Below are 21,274 nucleotides of genomic sequence, written 5' to 3'. Positions count from 1 at the left end.
CGCCGGCGTCGCGCCCGGGGCACCCGGCACACCCGGTGCACCCGGTGCACCTGCCGGGACGAGCACCGCGCCGGGCCCGGGGGCCGCGCGCCATACCCCGTCGGTCTCCGCCTCGGTCTCCCCCGCCCCCTCGCCCTCGCCCTCCACGGCCACCGGCTCCCCGAGGCAGCGTCCCGCACCCAGCCGGGTCACGACGGACCAGCCGTCGACCGCCCAACGTGCCGTGAACAGCAACCCCTCGGCCGGCCACCAGCTCACGGGTGGGGCCCCGGCCACCGGGGCCGCACCGTCGCAGGCGGCGAGGTTCTGCACGTCCTGCGGGGCACGGCTCGCGGCAGGGCACCGATTCTGCGGCCGCTGCGGCGCGCCGGCCGGGGGCCAGGGAAGCCCGTGATGGAGTTCGCGCCGGGCGCCGAGATCGCCGGCTACCGCATCGAGTCCGTCATCGGCCGCGGAGGCATGGCCGTCGTCTACCGGGCCGAGGACAGTCGCCTGGGTCGCAAGGTGGCGCTCAAGCTCCTCGCGCCGGTCCTGGCCCAGAACCAGCACTTCCAGCAGCGGTTCATCCGCGAGTCCCGGTTGGCGGCCTCGCTCGACCACCCCAACATCGTGCCCATCTACGAGGCCGGCGAGTCGGACGGGCACCTGTTCATCGCCATGCGCTACGTCCCGGGCAGCGACCTCAAGGCGGTGCTCGCGCACGAACAGCGCCTGTCCCAGGCCCGCCTGCTGCGGCTGTTCGTGCAGATCGGGGACGCCCTGGACGCCGCCCACCTCCTCGGACTCGTCCACCGGGACGTGAAGCCCGGCAACATCCTCGTGAGCTCGGTGGTCGAGCACTCGGGCCACGCCCGCCCCGACCACGTCTACCTGACGGACTTCGGCCTCACGAAGCGCACGTCGTCTCTGTCGGGGTCGCTCACCGACACCGGGCACTTCCTCGGGACCGTCGACTACGTGTCACCGGAGCAGATCCAGGGCGGCCCGCTCAGCCCGGCGACCGACACCTACGCGCTCGGGTGCGTGCTGTACGAGTGCCTCACCGGCCAGCTGCCGTTCAACCGTGACGACGACGCCGCGGTCCTGTGGGCCCACCTCGTGGAGGCTCCTCCGCCCGTCACGGCCGCCCGCCCCGACCTGTCCCCCGCCGTCGACGACGTGGTGAACCGGGCCATGGCCAAGGCGCCCGAGGACCGCTACGACTCCTGCAGCGACCTCATGCGCGACCTCGAGCAGGCGCTGGAGGCCGGCACCGACTTCGCCGGCCTCGACAGCGCCTCGGCCCGCCCCGCGGCCCGGCACCGCCGCGCCACCGGCGCCGACCTCGCCGGCCTGCCCAGGGAGCGGGCGGGCTCCCCGCTCCCCGTCGAGACGGCGCCCCCGCCCCCGGTCGACCCTGATGCCACCCGGGGCTGGGTCTCCCACCCGTCGCTGCCGCCCGGGGCGATGGAGCCACCTCGCTGGCCCCGACCCGGCGACGACGCGTATGCGGCGCCGGAGGCCCCGGACGAGACCGGCGGCCTCCCGGGGTACGACGCCGTGGACCAGGACGTGGCCCAGGAAGCGAACCAGTACGGCGACCAGTACGGCGACCAGGACGGGGACCAGGACGGGGACCATGACGCCTACGACGACTCGTACGCCGAGGCACCCGAGCGCGACCCGGCCGAGGCAGTTGTCACGGAGCCGGCCACCCAGCGTCCCCGCCGATCCGCCGGGGGGTCAGCGGCGAGGTCAACCGGGGGGCGGCGCCGGTGGCTGCTCCCCGCCGCGCTGCTCGTGGTGCTCGCGCTCGTGGCCGCGTCGGCGGCATACCTCGTGCGGTCCAGGCAGCCGGAGGCGCTCATCACGTTCACGGCCTCGAGCCAGGACTCCGCCGTCGGGTTCTCCATCGACCACCCGGACACCTGGGGCAAGGCGTCGAGTGGCAACGAGTTCATGCTCGCGCCGAGGGCCAGCCAGCTCGCCGACGTGTTCACCGGACAGGGCGGCTGGGGCGCCGCGCGCGATGTCATCAGGAGCTCGCCCTCCGACGCCATCGGCCTCTACGCCACATCCAGCACGACGCCGCTGGAACCGACCGGCACCGTCCTGCAGGACTGGATCGGCCAGAGCCTGCAGAACTCGAGCGTCAGCGGGCTGTCGTCGCCGACCCCCACCACGATCGGGACGCTGCGCGGCTACGTGCTGGAGGGCGACCTGAAGGACGTCCAGGCTCCCGACACCACGCTCCACGCGATCTTCGACGTCGTGGTGGTGCCGTCGAAGGGCACGCTGGTCCTGACGTTCCTCGCGCCGCCACAGCAGGTCGACAAGCAACGACAGCTCTTCGACCGCATGCTGGGCACGGTGAAGCTGCTCGGCTGAGGGGCCCTGCCCCATACCGACCTGCAGTCACCCCTGCCGGCCTGCCGAAGCCTTGTCGACCGCCGCGCCCTCATCGAGGCAGGCGGCGACCTCCTCGAGCAGCGCACGGACCTCCCCCGGACGGGCGCTGTGCAGCCGGTTGGGCCGCCGCGCCGCGATCTTGAGCAGCAGGGCCGCCTCGTAGACGTGGCTGCGACGCAGGGCCCCGTCGAGCTCGTCCTGGCCCATCCCCCGAGCCCTCGCCGCCGACGCGTAGGCCGTCAGGAAGGTCGCCGCGGCGTCCTCGAACCACGCGCGGGTGCCCGCGCGGTGGTACCAGAGGCCGGGAGGACGCAGGTAGGCCAGGAAGTAGCCGAGGTCCAGGGCCTGGTCGGCCAGGCAGAACTGGTCGAAGTCGACGAGGAGCACCGCACCGTCGCGGTGGAGCAGCTGGCTCGGCTTGTACGAGCCGTGGGAGGGCCGGAACCCTTGCGGTGTCGAGCTCTCCAGCGCGGCGCGGACGGCGCGCCCCAGAGCTGCCGCCCGGTCCGCCAGCTCGGGCACGTACCGCCCGATGCTGGCCGCTCGGTTGACGGCCTTGACCGCCTCCTGGGCGCCGGTGCGCTGCGGGGTCTCGGGCTGGGCGGTGCCACCGAGGTGGAGGTCGGCGAGCGCCGCGGCAGCAGCCTCGACCGCCGCGTGGGCCGAGACCGCCCCCATCCGGACCACCTCGGTGCCCATCACCGTGGGTGGCGTGTCCGAGGCACTGCCGAGGTCCTCGGTCAGCACCAGCGGCAGCGGGTCGACCGACCCCAGCGGGCGCGGGGCCCACGGCCGGTCGCCCTGCAGCGACCACAGCCGCTCCGCCAGGGTCGTGGCGTCGTGGGCCTGCTCGACGGTGCGGTAGAGCTTGCCGATGACCGAGCCCGTGAACCGCCCTCCGGCGGAGCCCTGTCCCTCCAGCCGGTAGCGGAGCACGCAACGGTCGCCCGGCTTGTAGCGCAACGGAACTGCCGACACCGCTCGCAGCTCGACCTCCTCGGATCCGTCGGCGCTGAGCACTGCGGCCAGGGCCGTCCACACCGGGTCTCCGGGGACCGGGTGCACGGCCGCTTCCAGACCGGGCAGGCGCTCGTCGTGGGGGAAGCGCTGGATCGTCACGCCCAGCCGGTCGATGTGCACGACGCTGCCGTCCGCGTCGGCGAGGTAGGTGGGATCGGCGGTGACACTCACCGCGGAAACCCTTCCTGTCGTGGCCTTTTCGTGTCCTGGTGCGGCCGTCTGGTGCCCCGCTGCGGCGGTCTCGTCGACGGTGACCGTGTACATCTCCTCCCTGGCGTCGCCGTACACCGCCACCAGCCCTCGCCCCGGCTTGCGCCGCAGGTAGCGCAGTGCCGGACGCGGGTGGGCCGGGTCGGTGTGCAGCACGTCGTCGAGCAGGGCGGCGACGCCGACCGGCGTGGGCCACGAGGTGTTGGTGGTGGTGGTGGTGGTGGTCATGACGCGATCCTCCTGGTGGTGTCGAGGGACTCGAGGTGGGCGACCAGGCTCTCCACGGGGCGGTGCGCCCCCTGGAAGCCCGGGAAGGCGTTGACGTCGATGACAAAGGGCCGGCCGTCCTTGACCACGACGTCTGCGCCGAAGAGGTCGAGGCCGAGCGCCGCTCCTGCCGCAGAGGCCGCGTGGGACCAGGCTGCCGGGAGGTCGGACGCGCCGAGCGCCACGTCCTGGGACTTGTCGCACACCTCCAGCGCCGCGGCGCGTCGCGCTGCCGAGAGGTGTCCGCCGATGAACCAGAACTTGACGTCGTAGCCGTCGTTGTCGATGTACTCCTGGGCGATGACCGGCTCCTGGCCCCACTGGGGCAGCAGTGCACGCAGCTCATGCACGTCGCGCACGAGGCGCACGAGGTCACCTCGGCGGCTGGTGCGGCTCTTGACGACCAGCGGCCACGGCAGCGTGCCGGCCTCGGCCTCCAGGGACATCTCCTCCAGCGTGGCACAGCGCCACGACCTTGGGGAGGGCACGCCGTGGGCCTCGAGCCGGTCGGCCATCTCCCACCGGTCGAGCGCTGCCTCGGTGGCCTCCGGGCTGTTGACCACCAGCGCTCCCCGCTGCTGCGCCCGGCGCGCGATCGTCCTCGCCCGCGCCGACCGCGACTTGAGCAGGTACAGGTCGGCGACGCCGCCGGGCTCGTCGTCCACCGGGGCGGACGACTCGACGTCCTTCGTGGTGACCGTGTGGCGCTCGGCGAGCACCTCCATCACCGAGGTGAGGACCGGGCTGGTGCTCGGCCCGGTCAACAGGCAGATCCTCATGCTGACGCCTCCATCAGGTTCGACACGGGTGCGGAGTCCTGGGCTGCGGCCGCGGAGCGGCGAGCCAGGCGCAGTACGGTGCGTGCGAGCTTGCGCGCCACGTCCGGGACGCCGCCGAAGCTCGGGAAGTCGTTGACGTCCAGGACGACCCAGCCGTGGCGGGTCTGCACGACGTCGAGGCCGTAGATGTCGAGGCCGAACGCCTCGCCGACGGCCAGGGTCAGGGCACGCAGCTCGGGGGTGACGGGGACCAGCTCCTCGACCACCTCCGTCGAGCGGTGCAGCGGCGACTGGCGGACGGCGGCGAAGACCTCGTCACCGGTGTTGTAGAGCTTGACGTCGTGCCCCGGGTTGGGCAGGTAGGGCTGGACCAGCAGGTAGCCGCTGTCGTCGAGGTCGACCTCGTCGAGCTGCTCGGGGCTGTCGACCCGCACGATCCGCTCGCACGAGCTCCCGTTGTTCGGCTTGACCACCAGCGGGAACAGTCCACGGGGCACCTGGTGCAGCAGGTCCGACCGTGAGGCGAAGAACGTTGCGGGGAAGGGGATTCCAGCAGCACGGGCCACGCTCGCCGCCACGACCTTGTCGCGGGCGAGGCGGATGGCCCGGTAGTCGTTCACCGTGCGCAGCCCGGCCGCACCGACGGCCTCGAGGATGCTCAGCCCGGGGCCCGAGGACACGGTCTTGAGCACGTAGGCGTCGTAGGCGCCGTGGCTCGCGGTGAGGCCGGAGATGTCGGCGAGCATCGCGTGGGGACGCAGGACGTCCACCTCGTGTCCCCAGCTCGAGAGCACGTCGGCGACGACGGACGGCATCACGTCGTTCTCGTACTTCTCCTCGACGATGAAGCAGAGCCGGGCCGGGGAGGTGAGCGCCGGTCCCTTGACGGTCTGCATGACCGAGGACACGCTGCCTCGCACTGCCGTGCTGCTCCTGCCTGAACCAGACATCTGAGCCTCTTTCTCCGGGTGGTCGGGTCGGCCTTGCTGGCCTGTGCTCCGACTCTGGCCCCTGCGAGCGCGCCTCCCCAGACACCCCAGGGCTGGGCCGCCGCCGCTGCAGGTGTGCCTGCTCCCACCCCTTGGTGGGCGGCCTGGTGGGTGGCCTGGTCGACAGGCTCGGCGGCGTCCACCCTGGGTGTGGCCGGCCCACCCCTGCGTCGTGGCCGGGCCACCCCTGCGGTGCGTTCCGGGTGCCCGCACCCCGGGGCAAGGTCGGTGGTGCGGCCAGCCGGCCGCTCGGACGAGGAAGTGGTGAGCAGCGTGGACACAGCACCGCGAAGGCCCGGTCTCAGCGTGGTGGCCTCCCGGCCCTCGCCGGCTCCCTCCCGTGACGCCGTACGTCGCGGGGCTCCGTCGCCGGCCGGGTCGCCGGCCGGATCGCTGGCCGGATCGCGGGCCCGGTCGTCGGCCTTGTCGACGGCCTGGACGTCGGCCTGGTCGACCGGGGTGCGCGGGCGGGGTCGCTCGCAGGTCCGGACCACGTCGCTGCACCGGCGCCGGACGCCGGGAGCACCACCGCTGGTCCTCGGTCACCGCGGCAGCAGCTCCCCCACCTGCCGCGAGAACTCGGTCGGCGCGGTGCTGGGTGCGATGGCCCACGGCGCGGACGGCGTGGAGGTCGACGTGCGCCTGACCGCCGACGGTGTCCTGGTCTGCAGCCACGACGCGGTGGTCGCCACGGCGCTCGGTCGCGAGCTCGTCGTGGCCCGGACCGCCGCAGCCGAGCTGGTGGCCCGGGCCGCGACCCCACACGGCCGGCTCGCCACCCTGTCCGAGGTGCTGTCCGCCCTCGCAGACCGGGGCACCACCGACGTGGTCGTCGAGGCCAAGCCGGTCGACGACCAGGTGGCTGCGTTCCGGACCGCCCGCGCGCTGGCGGCCCTGCTCGTCCCGCTCAGCACGTCGATGGGGGTGACGGTCTCGTCGTTCGACGCGCTCCTGCTCGGGGCCGTCCGCCGGACCGTGTTCGGCAGCCGGCTGCGCACCGCGCTGCTGGGCCACGAGGGCGAGTCCGCGGTGGCGGTCCTGCGCCGGGTCGTCGACGCGGGGCACGACGAGGCCCACCTGAGCCTGCGCATGCTGCGCCAGTCCCCGCACGTCGTCCGGATGGCGCACCACCGCGGCATCTCCGTCACGGCGTGGACCGTCAACGGTGCCGAGCTCGCCGAGGTGGCGTCCCTCGGTGTGGACGCCCTGATCACCGACGACGTCGCCGCGGCGCGCACCGTGCTGGACCGCTCCACGCCGGTGACCGCCTTGGGGATGGTTGGAGGAACCGCGTGCTGAGGCGGGAGCCGCGGTCTACCGTGGACGGCGTGGGAGGTGTCTCATGGAGCACGAGCCGGAACCGGACAGGGGAACCACCGCAGGCGCACCGGCCCAGGGGTTGGGCGACGTCGGGTGGGCGCAGGGCTGTGCCCTGTTCTACCGCGACGACGAGGGGTCGCTGCAGGTGGTCTCCCTCGAGCCGGTGACCTCGGTGACCATCGGCCGCGGGTCGGGGTGCGACCTGCGCGTGCCCTGGGACGAGAGCGTCTCGCGCGTGCACGCCGAGCTGGTCCGGGTGGGACAGCACTGGACGGTCGTGGACGACGGCCTCTCCCGCAACGGCACGTTCCTCAACGGTGAGCGGGTCAGCGGTCGGCGACGGCTGCACGACGGCGACACCTTCGTGGTGGGCGACACCTCGTTCAGCTTCCGCGACATCCGCGCCGGCACCTCCCAGCTCACCAGCGTCCAGGCCGAGGTCCTCACGACCGCGTCGCTGTCACCCACCCAGCGCAACATCCTCACCTCGCTGTGCCGGCCCTACAAGCAGGAGGGCGCGTATGCCACGCCGGCGTCCAACCTGCAGATCGCCGGCGAGCTCTTCCTGAGCGTCGACGCGGTCAAGACCCAGCTGCGCACGCTCTTCCAGAAGTTCCACATCGAGGACCTCCCCCAGAACCAGAAGCGGGCGAAGCTCGTCGAGCGTGCCTTCGCCCTGGGCCTGGTCACCCGCCGCGACCTCTAGACCCGGCCGGCGACTGCGACCGTGACTGCGGCCGCGACCGTGGCTGCGGCTGGACGTGGAACAGGCCAGGCGCCCCGAGGGGCGCCTGACCTGTTCTGCTGGCTTCGTCTGCGCCGGGCACCCGGCGCGACCGGCTCAGTCGAGGTAGTCGCGCAGCACCTGCGAGCGGCTCGGGTGGCGCAGCTTGCTCATCGTCTTGGACTCGATCTGGCGGATCCGCTCGCGGGTCACGCCGTAGACCTTGCCGATCTCGTCGAGGGTCTTCGGCTGTCCGTCGGTGAGGCCGAAGCGCATCGAGACCACACCGGCCTCACGCTCGGAGAGGGTGTCGAGCACCGAGTGCAGCTGCTCCTGCAGGAGCGTGAAGCTCACGGCGTCGGCGGGCACGACGGCCTCGGAGTCCTCGATGAGGTCACCGAACTCGCTGTCGCCGTCCTCGCCGAGGGGCGTGTGCAGGGAGATGGGCTCGCGACCGTACTTCTGGACCTCGACGACCTTCTCCGGGGTCATGTCGAGCTCCTTGGCGAGCTCCTCCGGCGTGGGCTCGCGCCCGAGGTCCTGCAGCATCTGGCGCTGCACGCGGGCCAGCTTGTTGATGACCTCGACCATGTGCACCGGGATGCGGATGGTGCGGGCCTGGTCGGCCATGGCGCGGGTGATCGCCTGGCGGATCCACCACGTCGCGTACGTCGAGAACTTGTAGCCCTTGGTGTAGTCGAACTTCTCGACCGCACGGATCAGGCCGAGGTTGCCCTCCTGGATGAGGTCGAGGAAGAGCATGCCGCGACCGGTGTAGCGCTTGGCGAGGGAGACCACGAGGCGCAGGTTGGCCTCGAGCAGGTGGTTCTTGGCCTTCTTGCCGTCCTGGGCGATCCACCACAGCTCGCGCTTGAGCTTCATGTCGATCTTGTCGCCGGAGTTGAGGCGCTCCTCGGCGAACAGGCCGGCCTCGATGCGCTTGGCGAGCTCGACCTCCTGCTCGGCGTTGAGGAGGGCGACCTTGCCGATCTGCTTGAGGTAGTCCTTGACCGGGTCGGCGGTGGCGCCGGCGGTCACGACCTGCTGGACCGGGGCGTCGTCCTCGTCGTCGTCGCGCAGCACGAACCCGGAGGAGGACTCGTCCTCCTCGGTGTCCTTCTTGGTGGCGTCCTCGGTCTCGTCCTCGACCACGACGTCCTCGAGCTCGGACTCGACGACGTCGGTGGGCTCGGCGTCCTCCTCGTCGGCGTCGTCGGCCCCACCCTTGACCTGGTCGTCCTGGGGGCCGGCCTTGGCCGCGGTCGCCTTGGCCGCAGCCTTCTTCGTGGCGGGCTTGGCGGGCTCGGCCGCGGCAGCTGCCGCCTTCTTCGTCGTGGTCGCCTTGGCCACGGTCTTGGTGGCCGGCTTGGCGGCGGACTTCGCAGCGGTCTTGGCTGCCGGCGCGTCGGTCTTGGCGGCCGGGGTGCCCGCAGCGGCCTTCTTCGCAGCCGGCTTGGCGGCCTTCTTGGCCGTGGCCGTGGCGGTACGCCGCGTGGTGGTCGCTGCGACGGCGCGGCTGGCGGTGGCGGCGTCGAGGGTGACCGTGATGCCCTGCTCGTCCAGGGAGCGCAGGACCGCCTTCATCCGCTTGGGAGCCACCTCGGCCCCCTCGAGGGCCTCACGCAGCGCACCACTGTCGACAGAGCCGTTGGTGCGGCCCTGCATGAGCAGCTGCTGCAGCGCAGGGTGGGAGAACTCGGCGGGGAGAGACGGAGCGGGGCTCGCAGCCTTCTTGGACACAGGCGACACGGACTACCTTTCGTCGCGGGATCGCGGCACGGCGCACGCCATCACAGGCGTGATCGGACACGCCTGGGACAACAACTGCGGGAGCGGAAGTATTGCCAAGACCGCGCGTTGCTGACCCTTGCGCGACCTCGTTCCGGACATTGTAAAACGAGATGCCCCGCAAACTTGCATCCGTGCTCGAAATCGGCGCGGAACCGCTCAGGCGTCGGCCTTGACCGCCAGCACGGGGCACGACGCGTCGAGCAGGATGCGCTGCGCGTTGGAGCCCAGGATGAGCTTGCCGACCGGCGTGCGCCGGCGCAGGCCGATGACGATGAACTCCGCCTGCTCTTCCTCGGCGACGGCGATGAGGTCCTCGGCGGGCTCGTTGCCGCGCACCAGCTGGCGCACCTCGTGCTCGAGACCCTCGCCGTCGAGCTCGGACTGGATGCGCGTCAGCTCGGTCTCGAAGCGCTGCGCCTCCTGCGCGTCGAAGTCCCGCCCACCACGCTGGGAGTTGATGACGATGAGCTTGGACTTGCGCAACAGCGACTCGTCCGCCGCGCGCCGCAGCGCCGCACGCCCTTCCTTCGTCGGGACATACCCCACAACGATGGCCACGGGAACCTCCTCGTTCGTCGACGTCCGCGGCAGGGGCCGCGCGGCACAGACGCTATCGGAAAACCCGAGGTCAGGCAGGAGAGGTGAGCACGCGCTCGATGACGGCGCCCACCTGGTCGAGCTCGATGAGGAACCCGTCGTGGCCGTAGTCGGACCGCACGGTGTGCAGCGTGGCCCCGGCGACGCCGTCGCTGATCTCCCGGGAGAGCCGCGGTGGGTAGAGCCGGTCGGAGTCGACGGCCACCACGACCACGTCGGCGGTCACGCGGGCCAGGGCGGCGTCCACGCCGCCGCGCCCACGGCCGACGTCGTGTGAGTTCATCGCCTCGGTGAGGACGAGGTAGGAGTTGGCGTCGAAGCGGCCCGCGAGCTTGCCCGCGTGGTGGTCGAGGTAGGACTCGACGGCATAGCGCCCGCTCCCGCCCAGCGGCTCCTCCTCACCCTGGGGCTCGCGACCGAACCGCTCGTGCAGCTCGAGCTCGCTGCGGTAGGTCACGTGGGCGATCCGGCGCGCGATGCCCAGGCCGGCGTCCGGGCCCGCGAGCTCGTCGTAGTAGTCGCCCCCCCGGTAGTGCGGGTCGGACCGGATGGCCAGCAGCTGGGCCTGGCACCAGGCGATCTGCTCCGCAGTGGCGTAGGCCGTGCTGGCGAGCACCACGGCCCGGTCCACCCGCGAGGGGTGGGTGACGGCCCACTCCAGGGCCCTCATGCCGCCCATCGATCCGCCCAGCACGAGGTGCCACCGCTCGATACCCAGCCGGTCGGCGAGGAGGGTCTCGACCTGCACCTGGTCGCGGACGGTGACGAACGGGAACCTGCTCCCCCACGCCCGGCCGTCCGGCGCCGCGGACGACGGACCCGTCGTGCCCTGGCAGCCGCCGAGGACATTGGAGGCGACGACGAACCACCGGTCGGTGTCGAGCGGGCGCCCCGGCCCGACCAGGCCGTCCCACCACCCCGGCGTCGGGTGGCCCGGACCCGCCTCGCCGACGACGTGCGCGTCGCCGGTGAGCGCGTGCTCGACGAGGATGGCGTTGTCACCGGCGGCGTTGAGCTCGCCCCACGTCTCGTAGGCCACGGTGACGTCGGGCAGCACCCCGCCGCGCTCGAGCTCGACCGCCCCCAGGCCGACGAAGTGGCGCCGTCCCGGAGGGTCGCCCTGTCGCCAGGCGCCAGAGGTCGTCGGCGGACGGGAGGTCGTCGTCATGGTGGTGCTCCTGGGGCATCGCGCTTGCCGCCCAGAACAGGGTCGGCCAGGTCCTCACCCGGGGCACCCCACCGCGAGGAGGGTTGCCGCCCAGCAAGCCGGGGCTTGGCACTGGGACTCATCACCTGGGCCCATCATACGAGCCGCTCCCCCGGGCGTCCGGCGCGTCCGGACACTGGACCGCTCCTCTGGAGCGCCTCTCTGACCTGTCCTGAGGCCCACCTCAGGACACCCCCTGGTGGCCCCCCCTGGACGCCGACCGAGACCCGGACCACCCCGTCAGGCGGGCACGCCCGTGGACGGCCCCACCGGTTCCGTCGGCGAGCGCAACCCGAGGTCGACCATCCGTTCGAGCAGCCGCGCGAGCCGGTAGCCGGGCTCGTGCTCCAGCGCCCGGTCGAGCGCCACCCGGGTCAGCGCGCCGTCGCCGAGCCACCACGCGTAGTTGGCCAGGACCGTCAGCACCGGCGCGGCGAGGTCGTCGGGCACCGATCGCACCACCCACTGCAGCCGCGCCAGCAGCCGCCGGCCCGCGACCACCGACGCGCCGTCGCCGCCCGCACGGTCGGCCCACACCGCCGCAGGAAGGCTGGTGGCCACCGCGTCGGCGAGGTCGTCCGGGAGCAGCTCGAGCGGGAGGGTCCCCGGACAGAGCCAGGCGATGACGGCATCCCTCAGCCCGACGTCGAGCAGGCTGTCGACGAGGTCGGCGACCTCCCGCGCCGTGAGCGACTCCACCGCTCTGGCTCCCACCCCGACGTCGAGGACGACCGCCCAGGTGGAGAGTCGGCGAAGTCGGTGCACGGCCACTGCCCGCGGCCCGAGCCCGTCCGGCCTGGCCGCGGCGCGCTCACCCTCCCCGTCAGCGACCAGGGCTGCGACCTCGGGCACGAGGCGGCCCTCACCGCGCACCAGGGCCGCCAGGTCGTCCCGGGCGCTCAACGGCGCCACCTCCAGTCCCACGAAGTCCGCGAGCGCCGGGACGTCGCGCGGCACCGGCTGCGCGTCGTCGTCCCCGGGGCAGCACCCCGAACGGCAGTCCGGCGCGGACCAGCACCCGTCGCGGACCACCATCCGGTCGATGACGCTGATGCCGGCGTCGCCCAAGGCGTCACGCACCGCGTCGGACAACGCCCTCGAGGCACCCTGCTCGGTCTCGTAGCCCACCAGCAGCACGCCGTCCGGGTCCTCGCGGACCATGGGCGCCACCACCGAGGTGCACGCCTCGTCGAGGTGCTCGGGAGGCGGCAGGTCGATCCGCTCGATCATCCCGAAGCGCCCGCCCCTCAGTGCGCAGAGGACCAACGAGTCGCTCGGGTGGTAGCCGAGCTGGTAGGGCAGCACGGCGAGGACGTCGGCGGGGCCAGCGAGCCTGATGGGTTCCATGCAGCCACCGTCGCGACTCCGGTGGCGGTGGACGAGACCCCTGGCTCAGGGCTGTGGACCAGCCCAGCGAGCCGGCGCCTCTGTGGACAACCCGCGCATGCTGTCAGCGCACGACGCGGCTGGACTCAGCGCACGACGCGGCTGGACTCAGGGACGCGGCTGGACTCAGCGCACGACGCGGCTGGACTCAGGGACGCGGCTGGACTCAGCGCACGACGTGGCCGGGCACGGTGCGCCCGGCCCCACGCCGCCGGCCCCTCGAGCCGCCGAAGGAATCGGAGGAGAGGGGGCTTCCGGTCCGCTCCCAGCGCAGGAACGACTCGGTCTCGTTGACGAGGGCGGCGGCGATCCACGAAGCCACGACCGCGTCATCGGCCAGGCCGAGCACGGACAGGAACGCCTCGGGCACGACGTCGATGGGCGACACCACGTACGCGACGGCGGCGGCGATCATCAGCAGGCGCCCGCGGGTGGTCCCTGTGTACTCGCCGCGGAAGGTGGCGCGCAGCAGGCGCGGCACGCTGGCCGCGCGCTCCCCCATCGACGGGGTGCCCGGGCGCAGCGCGGTGCGCAGGGCCGAGGCGATGGTGCGCAGGGCTCCCCAGCGGTTCACGGCCATGGTCGTCTCCTCAGTTCCGGTGGTGCGGGTGCGGGTGCACCCGAACAGGGTTCCAACGACGTGGACGTCCCGGCGATTCCCGCGGTTCCCCGGTTCCCCGGTTGCCCGGTTGCCGGGTTCCCACCGCGGCGCGAGCGGTCCGGCCGCGGGTCTCCGTTCGCCCGGCGGGTCAGTACCCGGTCGCGCGGGGCGGGAACTCGTGCCGGGCGTGGTCGGCGATCCGCTTGAGCAGGTAGGTGTCGAGGCCTGCACCGACGACACCGCCGATGACCGGCACGCCCTTGCCGAACCGCGTGAGCGTCTTCTTGCCCGCGGTCGACAGCAGCCGGAAGCCGACGGCCTTGTTGACGACCATGAGCGCCGGCCCGGGCAGGCGCTGGGCCGCGAGGTTGGACAACCGCCCCGTGCTCATCACCCCGGCCTTCTTGAGCAGGTCGTCGGCGTCGGCGCCGACGAGGGTGAGCAGGACCGCCGAGCGGATCTCGGGCTGCTTGATGTCGTAGCCGCGCAACGAGGCGATCGCCGCCACCGTGCGCGTCGCGACGACGTAGAACTCGAGGACGTTGACCGGCAGCGCGACCGGCAGCGTGATGAACCCGCCGAGCCCTGTGACGAAGCCACCGGCGGCAGCGAGCTTGAGGTGGGCCTGCACGACGGCGTCGACGGCGTTCTCCGCGTCGGGCCGCTCGGCGCGCTTGACGTCGGCGACCTTCTGGGCCGAGTCGAAGGGGCCCTTGCCGTCGATCCCGAGGTCGAGCAGCTGCTCCACGAGGCCCGTGACGGCGCCGGAGATCACGCCGGTGTCCTCGCGTCCCGCCCTGGCCTGCTCGAGCGCCGAGGCCGGCTTGACCTGCGCGTCGTCCGTGCCCAACCCGAGGAAACCCACGCGTCTCTCCCTGCCGTCGTCGCCCGGGGCGGCCGGCCGGCCACCCTCCCGCGCCATCCTGCCAGAGGGGGGCGTGACCAGCAGGTTTAGCCTTGGGTGCATGGCTGAGCACACCGACCCGACCACCAGCTCCTCCGACGGCTACGCGCACCCCGAGCGCCTGGTGTCGACCGAGTGGCTCGCGGGCCAGATCGAGGCGGACCGTGTCGGTGCCCCCGACGGCATCGTCGTGCTCGAGTCCGACGAGGACGTCCTGCTCTACGACACCGGGCACATCCCCGGGGCCCTCAAGCTCGACTGGCACCAGGACCTCAACGACGCGGTGGTCCGCGACTACGTCGACCCCGAGCAGTTCGCCGCCGTGATGACCGCCCGCGGCGTCGGCCGCGACACCACCGTGGTCATCTACGGCGACAAGAACAACTGGTGGGCCGCCTACGCCCTGTGGGTGATGAGCCTGTTCGGCCACGAGGACGTGCGCCTGCTCGACGGCGGCCGCGCCAAGTGGGTCGCCGAGGGCCGCGAGCTGACCAGGGAGGTGCCGGCGGTCGACACCTCCGCCCGCGCTCCCTACCCGGTCGTCGAGCGCGACGACGCCCCCATCCGGGCCTTCAAGGAGGACGTCCTCGCCCACCTCGGCGGCGCGCTCGTCGACGTCCGCTCCCCCGGCGAGTTCAGCGGTGAGCTGCTGCACATGCCCGACTACCCGCAGGAGGGGGCGATGCGTGGCGGCCACATCCCCGGCGCCCGGTCGGTCCCGTGGGCCCGTGCGGCCAACGACGACGGCACCTTCAAGTCCCGCGAGGACCTCGAAGCCATCTACCTCACCGAGCAGGGCCTGACCCCCTCTGACGCCACGATCGCCTACTGCCGCATCGGTGAGCGCTCGTCGCACACCTGGTTCGTCCTGACCCACCTGCTCGGCTTCGACGACGTCCGCAACTACGACGGCTCGTGGACCGAGTGGGGCAACTCGGTGCGCGTGCCGGTCGAGCAGGGAGCCCCGAAGTGACCGACACCGTCGAGCTGCCGGCCGCGCTGCGCGAGATCGCCGACGACTTCGCCGAGCTGACCGCCCCCGAGCGGCTGCAGCTGCTGCTCGAGTTCAGCGAGGGCCTCCCCGAGCTGCCGGAGCGGTATGCCGGGTCGCTCGACGCGATGGAGCAGGTGCACGAGTGCCAGTCGCCCATCTTCCTGGCCGTCGAGGTCGCCGACGAGCCCGCCGACGAGCCGGGTCGACGCCCGGTGCACCTCTTCTTCTCCGCGCCGCCGGAGGCACCCACCACGCGCGGCTTCGCGGGCATCCTGCACGAGGGGCTCGACGGGCTGACCGTCGAGGAGGTGCTCGCGGTACCCGAGGTCGCGCCGTACCAGTTCTCCCTCGGCGAGGCGGTCTCGCCGCTGCGTCTGCGCGGCATGGTGGGGATGCTCAACCGGATCAAGCGCCAGGTTGCGCTGAAGTCGCAGTCGTAGCAACACTTCTCGCTCGCCGACCGCTCCCACTTATGGATACGGCGCCCGGGCACCACGAAGCCGCGGCCCCCTCCCGGGGACCGCGGCTTCGCGCCGTACGGGGTGACGGTCCTCGAGGCTCAGCCCACCGCGTCGAGGGCGTCGACGATGCCCTGGCCGTAGTAGCTGTTGTCCTTGACGGGACCGGTGCAGGCGGGGCCGCCGTTGTTCTCGGCCGGTGCGCAGACGTGGTCGTCGGCCTGGGCGCGCAGCGCGTCGATGAGCTGGGCCGGCGTCCACGACGGGTGCGACGACTTCATCAGGGCCAGGACCCCCGCGACGTGCGGCGAGGCCATCGAGGTCCCGCTGAGCTTGGCGTAGGTGCCGCCCGGGTAGGTCGACAGGATCGACCGGCCCGGGGCAGCCACGTCGATCACGCCGAGACCGCGGTTGGAGAACGACGCCAACGAGGTGGACTGCGTCGTGGCCGAGACCGTCACGACACCCGGCAGCTCGGTCGGGATGTCCTTGCAGCCGTTGTTGATCGAGCGCGCGATCGGCGTGGTGTCGTTGGGGCTCGCGGTGTCGGTCGCCTTGTTGGCCAGGTCCTTGGCGGAGTTGCCGGCGGCCGCGGCGTGCACGACACCCTGCTTGGTGGACCAGCTCACGGCCCGCTCGACCGAGGTGCGCACCGCAGCCTGGTCGGGCTGGTCGTCGCACCAGAACTCCATCGGGTCGATGTAGTAGCTGTTGTTGGTCACGTCCATCTTGTGCAGGCCGGCCCACACGAAGCCGCAGATGGCGTACTCCGGGTAGATGAAGCCGTTGTCGTTGACGACCTTGACCGAGGCGAGGCGCACGTTCGGGGCGACCCCGACGATGCCGACGCCGTTGCGGGCCGCGGCGATGGTGCCGGCGACGTGGGTGCCGTGTCCTGAGGTGGTGGGGTACCAGGCGCCCGCCGTCAGGTCGGGACGGCCGGCGGCGGTGCAGTTGACCGAGTCGGCGGCGTCGACGTTGGCGGCGAGGTCGGGGTGGCTGGCCTCGATGCCGCTGTCGAGCACGCCGACGAGGACGTCCCGCGACCCGTCGGTGACGCGGTGGGCCTGGTCGGCCTTGATCTGGGCGTTGTCCCACTGCTCGCCCTCGCGCGGGTCGGCGACCACGGCGTCGAGGCGGGCGTCGCCGGTGGAGAGGTCACCGTTCGCGGGCTTGGCGTGCCCCTCCTGGTAGCCGGAGGCGCCCCCGCCCCAGGACGGGCTGAGGTCGGTGGGCGTGCCCTCGCTGACGGCGGCGGTGCGGGTCGCTGCCACGGACTCGACGGCGTTGCCGCCGTTCCTGACCACGTCGGCGCGGAAGGCCTGGCGGTCGGAGTGGGCCACGACCACGCCGATCTCGGGCCACGACTGCACCACCACCCCACCGGAGGCCTGCACGGCGCGCTCGACGAGGCGGGTCTGGCCGGGGTTGGCGACCTTGGCGTTGACGACGTAGCTCATGAGGTAGCCGTCGGGGGTCGACACCGGCACGGGGGTCGAGGCGTCCTGGGCGGTCGTCGACGCGGCCGCCGTCCCGGCGACCATCATCGTGGCCGCGAGCAGGGCGCCCGACGCGGCGAACGCCACGCCGCGCAGGCGGTGGGGGCGATAGGTCATGGTTTGTCCTCCTGGTGTGGGGGTTTGCTGCCAGTACCCTGCGGTGGGGCACGTCTTGGCACTGTGCCCGATCCCGTCGGCCAACGGGGCCTTGGCGACCCTTCACTTGTTCACTGCCCGCGCCGGGGCCCGGGACGCGCCGGGACGCGGACGGCGAGCCGTCATGACCGCGTACGGGACGGCGGCCCGTCGGGACCGCCTGACAGGATGGCCCTGCCATGCCACAGCCCCTCGTCGCCGTCGTCGCGGCCCCGGACGGCCGGACCGCCGTCGTGGGTGACGGGGTCCGCGAGTGCCTGCCGACGCAGCAGGCCGTCGCGAGGGCGGGCGCGCTCGCCGCCTCCGGTGCGCGGCTGGTGTGGTGGGCGGCGGCGCGGGACGCGGTGGCCCTGGTCGCCGCGGGGGTGCCGGTCGCCCGGTGCTGGGACGTCGCCGAGGCCCACCGCCTGCTCGCCGGCGGGTGGGAGGCTGCCCCGCCGCTCGCGTGGGCCACGGCGCAGGGGCTCGACCCCGGCGGGATACCGGCTCCGTCGCGGGGCGACCTCTTCGACTTCCACGCCGCGGACGACGCGCCCGGCGACGCCGTCGTCCGGCCGGACGGCTACCTCGTCGCGGACGCCGGCACCACGTCCTGGCGCCCCACCGACGACGCGCTCCTGGCCTGGGGACAGGCGGCCCTCGACTGTGCCGTGGCGCAGGCGGCCGCACTCTCGGACGTGGGGCCGCGCAGCCTCGCCGCGGCCCACTCGGAGTCCGCCGCGGCCTACCTCTGCGTGGAGCTGGAGAGGGACGGGCTGCCCATCGACCGGGCGGCAGCCGAGCAGCTCATCACCGCGAGCGCGGGGCGCCGCCCCGTCGACGAGGCGGACGCCAGGCGGATCCGCGCCGAGCGTGACGCCGCCGTCCTGGCGCACGCGCCGGGACGAGGGTCCACCGACCTGCGCAACCCGGTGCAGGTCCGCGAGCTCCTGGCCTCGGTCGGCGTCGTCGTCCCCAACACGCGCAAGTGGGTGCTCGAGCCGTTCCGCGACACCCACCCCGTCGTCGGGGCCCTGCTCGAGTGGCGCAAGGCCGAGCGCATCGCGACGACCTATGGCCACCACTGGCTCGACGCCCACGTCGGTCCCGACGACCGGCTCCGCGGCGGGTGGTCGGCCTGCGACGGTGCCGCCGGACGCATGACGGCGCAGAACGGGCTGCACAACCTTCCTACGGCGCTACGGCCGGCGGTGGCCGCCCACCCGGGTCACGTCCTCGTCCGCGCCGACCTCGGCCAGATCGAGCCACGGGTGCTCGCCGTCGTCGCCGGCGACGGCGCGTTCGCCGCCGCGACCCGCGCCGACGACCTCTACGCCCCGGTGGCCGCCACCCTCGGCGTCGAGCGCCCCGTCGCGAAGGTCGCCGTCCTCGCGGCGATGTACGGCCAGCGCAGCGGCGCCGCCGGCGAGGCGCTCAAGGGGCTCGAGCGCGCGTACCCGGTCGCGATGGGCTTCCTCGACCAGGCGTATGCCGCAGGGGTGCGTCGAGAACCGTTGCGCACCTATGGCGGCCGCCTCATCCGGCTCGACACGGTCCTGGCCGACGTGCCGGCCGAGGGTGCGGCGGCGTACGACTCGGCGCGGGGCAGGTTCGCGCGCAACGCGGTCATCCAGGGCAGCGCGGCCGAGCTGTTCAAGGCCTGGGCTGCGACGGTCCGCGCGACGACCCGCGACCTCGGCGCGCAGATCGTGCTGTGCCTGCACGACGAGCTGCTCGTCCACGTGCCGCAGGAGCACGCCGAGGAGACGATGCGGCGGGTGGCGACCGCCCTGGAGGACAGCGCCCGCCGGTGGACGGGTTCGACGCAGGTCCGCTTCGTCGCCGACGCCTCGGTCATCCACCGGTGGTCCGAGGCCAAGGACTGAGGACCTGGACCGGACGGCCTGGACCGGACGGCCTGGACTGACGGCCTGGACCGGCGGCCGCACCGCTGGCCGGACTGGCGGCGAGGATTGTGGCGGACCTTCGGCCGAGCCGGCCGTGACCTGCGGCGTTTGGTGGTTAGGTGTCCCCCATGGATGGCAACGACGTCAAGCAGGCGGCCTCGGAGGCCTCGGACCACCCGGCCATCGAGGGCCTCGCCCGGGTCGGCTACGCCACGAGCGGCCTGCTCCACCTGCTGATCGGGTGGATCGCGCTGCAGGTCGCGTTCGGCGGGGGTGGGAAGAACGCCGACCAGAGCGGCGCCCTGGCCTCGCTGGCGGGCAACGGCCTCGGCAAGGCGCTCCTGTGGATCGGCGTCGTCGGGTTCGTCGGGCTGGCCCTGTGGCAGGTCGCGGACGCCATCGTCGGCCACCCCGGTGACGACGCGGACGCCTGGGGCGGTCGGGCCAAGGCCGGCGGCAAGGCCGTCGTCTACCTCGCGCTGGCCTGGTCGGCGTTCGGCTTCGCCCGCGGCAAGTCGAGCAGCAACAGCCGCAGCCAGAGCATCGACTTCACCGCAAGCCTGCTGCAGAAGCCGGGCGGCCGGATCCTCGTGGTCATCGTCGGGCTCGTCGTCATCGGTGTCGGTGCGTACCACGTCTACAAGGGCGCGAAGAAGAAGTTCCTGCAGGACCTGGAGAGCCACCCCGGCACCTGGGCCACCCGGGCGGGACAGGTCGGCTACATCGCCAAGGGCGTCGCCCTCGCCATCGTCGGCATCCTGTTCGTCGCCGCGGGCCTGCACAAGAAGGCCAAGGAGGCCAGCGGCCTCGACGGCGCCCTGAAGTCGCTGCGCGACCAGCCGTTCGGCACGACGCTGCTCGTCGTGATGGCGCTCGGCTTCGCCGCGTTCGGCCTCTACAGCTTCGCCCGGGCGAGGCACGCCAAGGTCTGAGCCGGGACCACCACGACACGGAGCCGGACCACCCGTCAGGGCGGCCCGGCTCCGGTGTGTGCGGACGGGGTCAGGCGGTGGGACCAGCCGGACCGGCCGACGGGCCCTCGTCGGACACGTCGCGCAGGAACTGCTCGAACTCGGCGCCGATCTCCTCGGCCGACGGCAGCTCGCTCACGTCGGTGGCCAGCAGGCTCGGCTTCTGACGTCCCTCGCTGAAGGTGTCGTACTGGCGCTCGAGGGCGGCGATCACCTGCGAGACCTCCTCCGACCCCTCGATCTCGCGTGCGATCTCGGCCCGGTTGAGCCCCGCCTGGGCCACGAGGTCGTCGGTCGGCAGGTCGAGGCCGGTGGCCGCCACGACCGCGTTGAGCGCGGTGACGGCACCGTCCGCGAACTCCGCCTGGGCGAGGTAGTGGGGCACGTGCACCGCGAAGCCGAGGGCGTCGTGACCCGACTCGCCGAGCCGCAGCTCCAGCAGCGAGGCCAGGCTGCCGGGGACCTCGACGCGGCCGAACGGGTTGTCCTGGAAGGGAACCAGCCGCGGGTCGGTGGCGTGCGAGGTGAGCCCGATGGGGCGCGTGTGGGGCACGGCCATGGGGATGCCGTGGGCCGACACGACCAGGTCGACGCCGAGGAGCACGACGAGCTGGCGGACCGCCTCGACCACGCGCTCCCACTGGAAGTCGGGCTCGGGACCGGTGAGGAGCAGGTACGGCGTGCCGTCACGGTCGGTGAGCCGGTGCAGGGCGAGGCACGGGTCGTCGTAGCTGATCCACCGGTTGGCGTCGAACACCATCGCGGGGCGGCGGGCGCGGTAGTCGACGAGCTGGTCCGCGTCGAAGGACGCCACCACGGTGGACTCCCCCGAGGCCAGGAGGTGGTCGGTGAGGAGGCGCTGGGTGTGGCCGGCGTCCATGAAGCCGCCCAGCGCGACGAGCATGACGGACGCGCGCAGCTCCTGCGGGTCGGTGTCGGTCTCGAAGTGGTAGAGCTCGGATGGGTTCAGCACGATGACTCCAGCGGTGGTGGTTCTCGGTCGTTCCACAGTCCCAACGCCTCAGCATGACAGGGGATTCCTGCGGCCGGATCCACCGGGGACGGTAGGTCCCGAACTGCGTTGCGGGAATGCCGGGCCGCGTCGTATGGTTCGGATGAAACGAAAC

The 21,274-nt window shown here is 72.8% G+C and carries 18 protein-coding genes, 2 pseudogenes and 1 riboswitch; of the genes and pseudogenes, 8 read left to right on the top strand and 12 right to left on the bottom strand.

Translation table 11 applies throughout. The features are described from left to right. Nucleotides 1–312 (bottom strand): annotated as a pseudogene (locus tag AB4Z02_RS07450) (hypothetical protein); the annotation flags it as partial. Between the two features lie 22 nt (nt 313–334). Between AB4Z02_RS07450 and AB4Z02_RS07445 the strand changes: the two are divergent. Both AB4Z02_RS07445 and AB4Z02_RS07440 read left to right on the top strand, forming a co-directional pair. After that, nucleotides 335–394, top strand: a pseudogene (locus AB4Z02_RS07445) (hypothetical protein); the annotation flags it as partial. After that, nucleotides 394–2,367 carry a serine/threonine-protein kinase gene (locus tag AB4Z02_RS07440; RefSeq protein ID WP_200949244.1) on the top strand — a complete coding sequence of 658 codons (1,974 nt, stop codon included), beginning with the start codon at nt 394–396 and terminating at the stop codon, nt 2,365–2,367. The pseudogene AB4Z02_RS07445 and the gene AB4Z02_RS07440, both read left to right, overlap by 1 nt. A 27-nt stretch (nt 2,368–2,394) precedes the next feature. Here AB4Z02_RS07440 and AB4Z02_RS07435 read toward each other — a convergent pair whose 3' ends face one another. From AB4Z02_RS07435 to AB4Z02_RS07425, 3 genes are read right to left on the bottom strand one after another with little or no spacing between them, the layout of a single operon-like run. Further along, nucleotides 2,395–3,846 carry a phosphotransferase family protein gene (locus tag AB4Z02_RS07435; protein WP_441970207.1) on the bottom strand — a complete coding sequence of 484 codons (1,452 nt, stop codon included), beginning with the start codon at nt 3,844–3,846 and terminating at the stop codon, nt 2,395–2,397. Then, on the bottom strand, nt 3,843–4,664 hold the full coding sequence (locus tag AB4Z02_RS07430; protein WP_441970206.1) for an ATP-grasp domain-containing protein: 822 nt from the start codon (nt 4,662–4,664) through the stop codon (nt 3,843–3,845). Before AB4Z02_RS07430 ends, AB4Z02_RS07435 begins: the two co-directional genes overlap by 4 nt. Then, on the bottom strand, nt 4,661–5,560 hold the full coding sequence (locus tag AB4Z02_RS07425; protein ID WP_441970205.1) for an ATP-grasp domain-containing protein: 900 nt from the start codon (nt 5,558–5,560) through the stop codon (nt 4,661–4,663). The genes AB4Z02_RS07430 and AB4Z02_RS07425 overlap by 4 nt, the downstream gene beginning before the upstream one ends. 357 nt (nt 5,561–5,917) lie before the next feature. Between AB4Z02_RS07425 and AB4Z02_RS07420 the strand changes: the two genes are divergently transcribed. Both AB4Z02_RS07420 and AB4Z02_RS07415 read left to right on the top strand, forming a co-directional pair. Continuing rightward, the gene (locus AB4Z02_RS07420) at nt 5,918–6,952 is read left to right on the top strand and encodes a glycerophosphodiester phosphodiesterase (protein ID WP_441970204.1); all 1,035 of its coding nucleotides are present in this window, start codon (nt 5,918–5,920) and stop codon (nt 6,950–6,952) included. A gap of 43 nt (nt 6,953–6,995) precedes the next feature. Further along, nucleotides 6,996–7,679 carry an FHA domain-containing protein gene (locus AB4Z02_RS07415; RefSeq protein ID WP_082590487.1) on the top strand — a complete coding sequence of 228 codons (684 nt, stop codon included), beginning with the start codon at nt 6,996–6,998 and terminating at the stop codon, nt 7,677–7,679. 135 nt (nt 7,680–7,814) lie between these two features. Here AB4Z02_RS07415 and AB4Z02_RS07410 read toward each other — a convergent pair whose 3' ends face one another. The 6 genes from AB4Z02_RS07410 to AB4Z02_RS07385 form a co-directional block, all read right to left on the bottom strand. Then, nucleotides 7,815–9,446, bottom strand: a complete 1,632-nt coding sequence (locus tag AB4Z02_RS07410) for an RNA polymerase sigma factor (RefSeq protein ID WP_441970203.1) — start codon at nt 9,444–9,446, stop codon at nt 7,815–7,817. A 198-nt stretch (nt 9,447–9,644) separates the two neighbouring features. Continuing rightward, entirely contained in the window at nt 9,645–10,046 is a 402-nt protein-coding gene (locus tag AB4Z02_RS07405) for a universal stress protein (protein WP_056883799.1), read from the bottom strand. A gap of 70 nt (nt 10,047–10,116) precedes the next feature. Beyond that, nucleotides 10,117–11,253, bottom strand: coding sequence for a homoserine O-acetyltransferase MetX (metX, locus tag AB4Z02_RS07400; RefSeq protein WP_441970202.1), 1,137 nt, complete (start codon nt 11,251–11,253; stop codon nt 10,117–10,119). A gap of 15 nt (nt 11,254–11,268) precedes the next feature. Next, nucleotides 11,269–11,379: riboswitch (SAM riboswitch) on the bottom strand. 153 nt (nt 11,380–11,532) lie between these two features. Then, the gene (locus tag AB4Z02_RS07395; protein WP_441970201.1) at nt 11,533–12,639 is read right to left on the bottom strand and encodes a DUF4192 domain-containing protein; all 1,107 of its coding nucleotides are present in this window, start codon (nt 12,637–12,639) and stop codon (nt 11,533–11,535) included. 205 nt (nt 12,640–12,844) lie between these two features. Beyond that, nucleotides 12,845–13,258: a YkvA family protein gene (locus AB4Z02_RS07390; RefSeq protein WP_082590485.1), complete on the bottom strand. Its 414-nt coding sequence runs from the start codon at nt 13,256–13,258 to the stop codon at nt 12,845–12,847. 169 nt (nt 13,259–13,427) lie between these two features. After that, nucleotides 13,428–14,144 carry an EcsC family protein gene (locus AB4Z02_RS07385; RefSeq protein WP_056883796.1) on the bottom strand — a complete coding sequence of 239 codons (717 nt, stop codon included), beginning with the start codon at nt 14,142–14,144 and terminating at the stop codon, nt 13,428–13,430. A gap of 100 nt (nt 14,145–14,244) precedes the next feature. Between AB4Z02_RS07385 and AB4Z02_RS07380 the strand changes: the two genes are divergently transcribed. Continuing rightward, a complete protein-coding gene (locus AB4Z02_RS07380; RefSeq protein ID WP_441970200.1) occupies nt 14,245–15,156 on the top strand; it encodes a sulfurtransferase in 912 nt (303 codons plus the stop codon). Beyond that, nucleotides 15,153–15,617 carry a SufE family protein gene (locus tag AB4Z02_RS07375; protein WP_056883794.1) on the top strand — a complete coding sequence of 155 codons (465 nt, stop codon included), beginning with the start codon at nt 15,153–15,155 and terminating at the stop codon, nt 15,615–15,617. Before AB4Z02_RS07380 ends, AB4Z02_RS07375 begins: the two co-directional genes overlap by 4 nt. A 119-nt stretch (nt 15,618–15,736) precedes the next feature. Here the strand turns inward: AB4Z02_RS07375 and AB4Z02_RS07370 are convergent, their stop codons facing one another. Next, a complete protein-coding gene (locus AB4Z02_RS07370; protein ID WP_441970199.1) occupies nt 15,737–17,251 on the bottom strand; it encodes a S8 family serine peptidase in 1,515 nt (504 codons plus the stop codon). A 218-nt stretch (nt 17,252–17,469) separates the two neighbouring features. On the opposite strand from AB4Z02_RS07370, the gene AB4Z02_RS07365 reads away from it, so the two are divergent. Continuing rightward, the gene (locus AB4Z02_RS07365; RefSeq protein WP_441970198.1) at nt 17,470–19,155 is read left to right on the top strand and encodes a DNA polymerase; all 1,686 of its coding nucleotides are present in this window, start codon (nt 17,470–17,472) and stop codon (nt 19,153–19,155) included. A gap of 149 nt (nt 19,156–19,304) precedes the next feature. Next, on the top strand, nt 19,305–20,108 hold the full coding sequence (locus AB4Z02_RS07360) for a DUF1206 domain-containing protein (protein ID WP_082590481.1): 804 nt from the start codon (nt 19,305–19,307) through the stop codon (nt 20,106–20,108). Between the two features lie 70 nt (nt 20,109–20,178). Here AB4Z02_RS07360 and AB4Z02_RS07355 read toward each other — a convergent pair whose 3' ends face one another. Then, nucleotides 20,179–21,120, bottom strand: a complete 942-nt coding sequence (locus AB4Z02_RS07355; protein WP_056883791.1) for a PAC2 family protein — start codon at nt 21,118–21,120, stop codon at nt 20,179–20,181. Nucleotides 21,121–21,274 lie beyond the last annotated feature (154 nt).

This window comes from Pedococcus sp. 2YAF34, from assembly GCF_052114585.1.
In the GTDB taxonomy this organism is placed as follows: Bacteria; Actinomycetota; Actinomycetes; order Actinomycetales; family Dermatophilaceae; genus Pedococcus.
The sequence above is the reverse complement of the archived record's forward strand: the minus strand, read 5'-3'. Positions and strand labels throughout refer to the sequence as shown.

Coding starts and splice junctions, on each gene's coding strand:
- AB4Z02_RS07440 (WP_200949244.1), top strand. CDS start 394: ATGGAGTTCGCGCCGGGCGCCGAGATCGCCGGCTACCGCATCGAGTCC.
- AB4Z02_RS07435 (WP_441970207.1), bottom strand. CDS start 3,846: ATGACCACCACCACCACCACCACCAACACCTCGTGGCCCACGCCGGTC.
- AB4Z02_RS07430 (WP_441970206.1), bottom strand. CDS start 4,664: ATGAGGATCTGCCTGTTGACCGGGCCGAGCACCAGCCCGGTCCTCACC.
- AB4Z02_RS07425 (WP_441970205.1), bottom strand. CDS start 5,560: ATGCAGACCGTCAAGGGACCGGCGCTCACCTCCCCGGCCCGGCTCTGC.
- AB4Z02_RS07415 (WP_082590487.1), top strand. CDS start 6,996: ATGGAGCACGAGCCGGAACCGGACAGGGGAACCACCGCAGGCGCACCG.
- metX (WP_441970202.1), bottom strand. CDS start 11,253: ATGACGACGACCTCCCGTCCGCCGACGACCTCTGGCGCCTGGCGACAG.
- AB4Z02_RS07395 (WP_441970201.1), bottom strand. CDS start 12,639: ATGGAACCCATCAGGCTCGCTGGCCCCGCCGACGTCCTCGCCGTGCTG.
- AB4Z02_RS07390 (WP_082590485.1), bottom strand. CDS start 13,258: ATGGCCGTGAACCGCTGGGGAGCCCTGCGCACCATCGCCTCGGCCCTG.
- AB4Z02_RS07380 (WP_441970200.1), top strand. CDS start 14,245: ATGGCTGAGCACACCGACCCGACCACCAGCTCCTCCGACGGCTACGCG.
- AB4Z02_RS07370 (WP_441970199.1), bottom strand. CDS start 17,251: ATGACCTATCGCCCCCACCGCCTGCGCGGCGTGGCGTTCGCCGCGTCG.
- AB4Z02_RS07365 (WP_441970198.1), top strand. CDS start 17,470: ATGCCACAGCCCCTCGTCGCCGTCGTCGCGGCCCCGGACGGCCGGACC.
- AB4Z02_RS07360 (WP_082590481.1), top strand. CDS start 19,305: ATGGATGGCAACGACGTCAAGCAGGCGGCCTCGGAGGCCTCGGACCAC.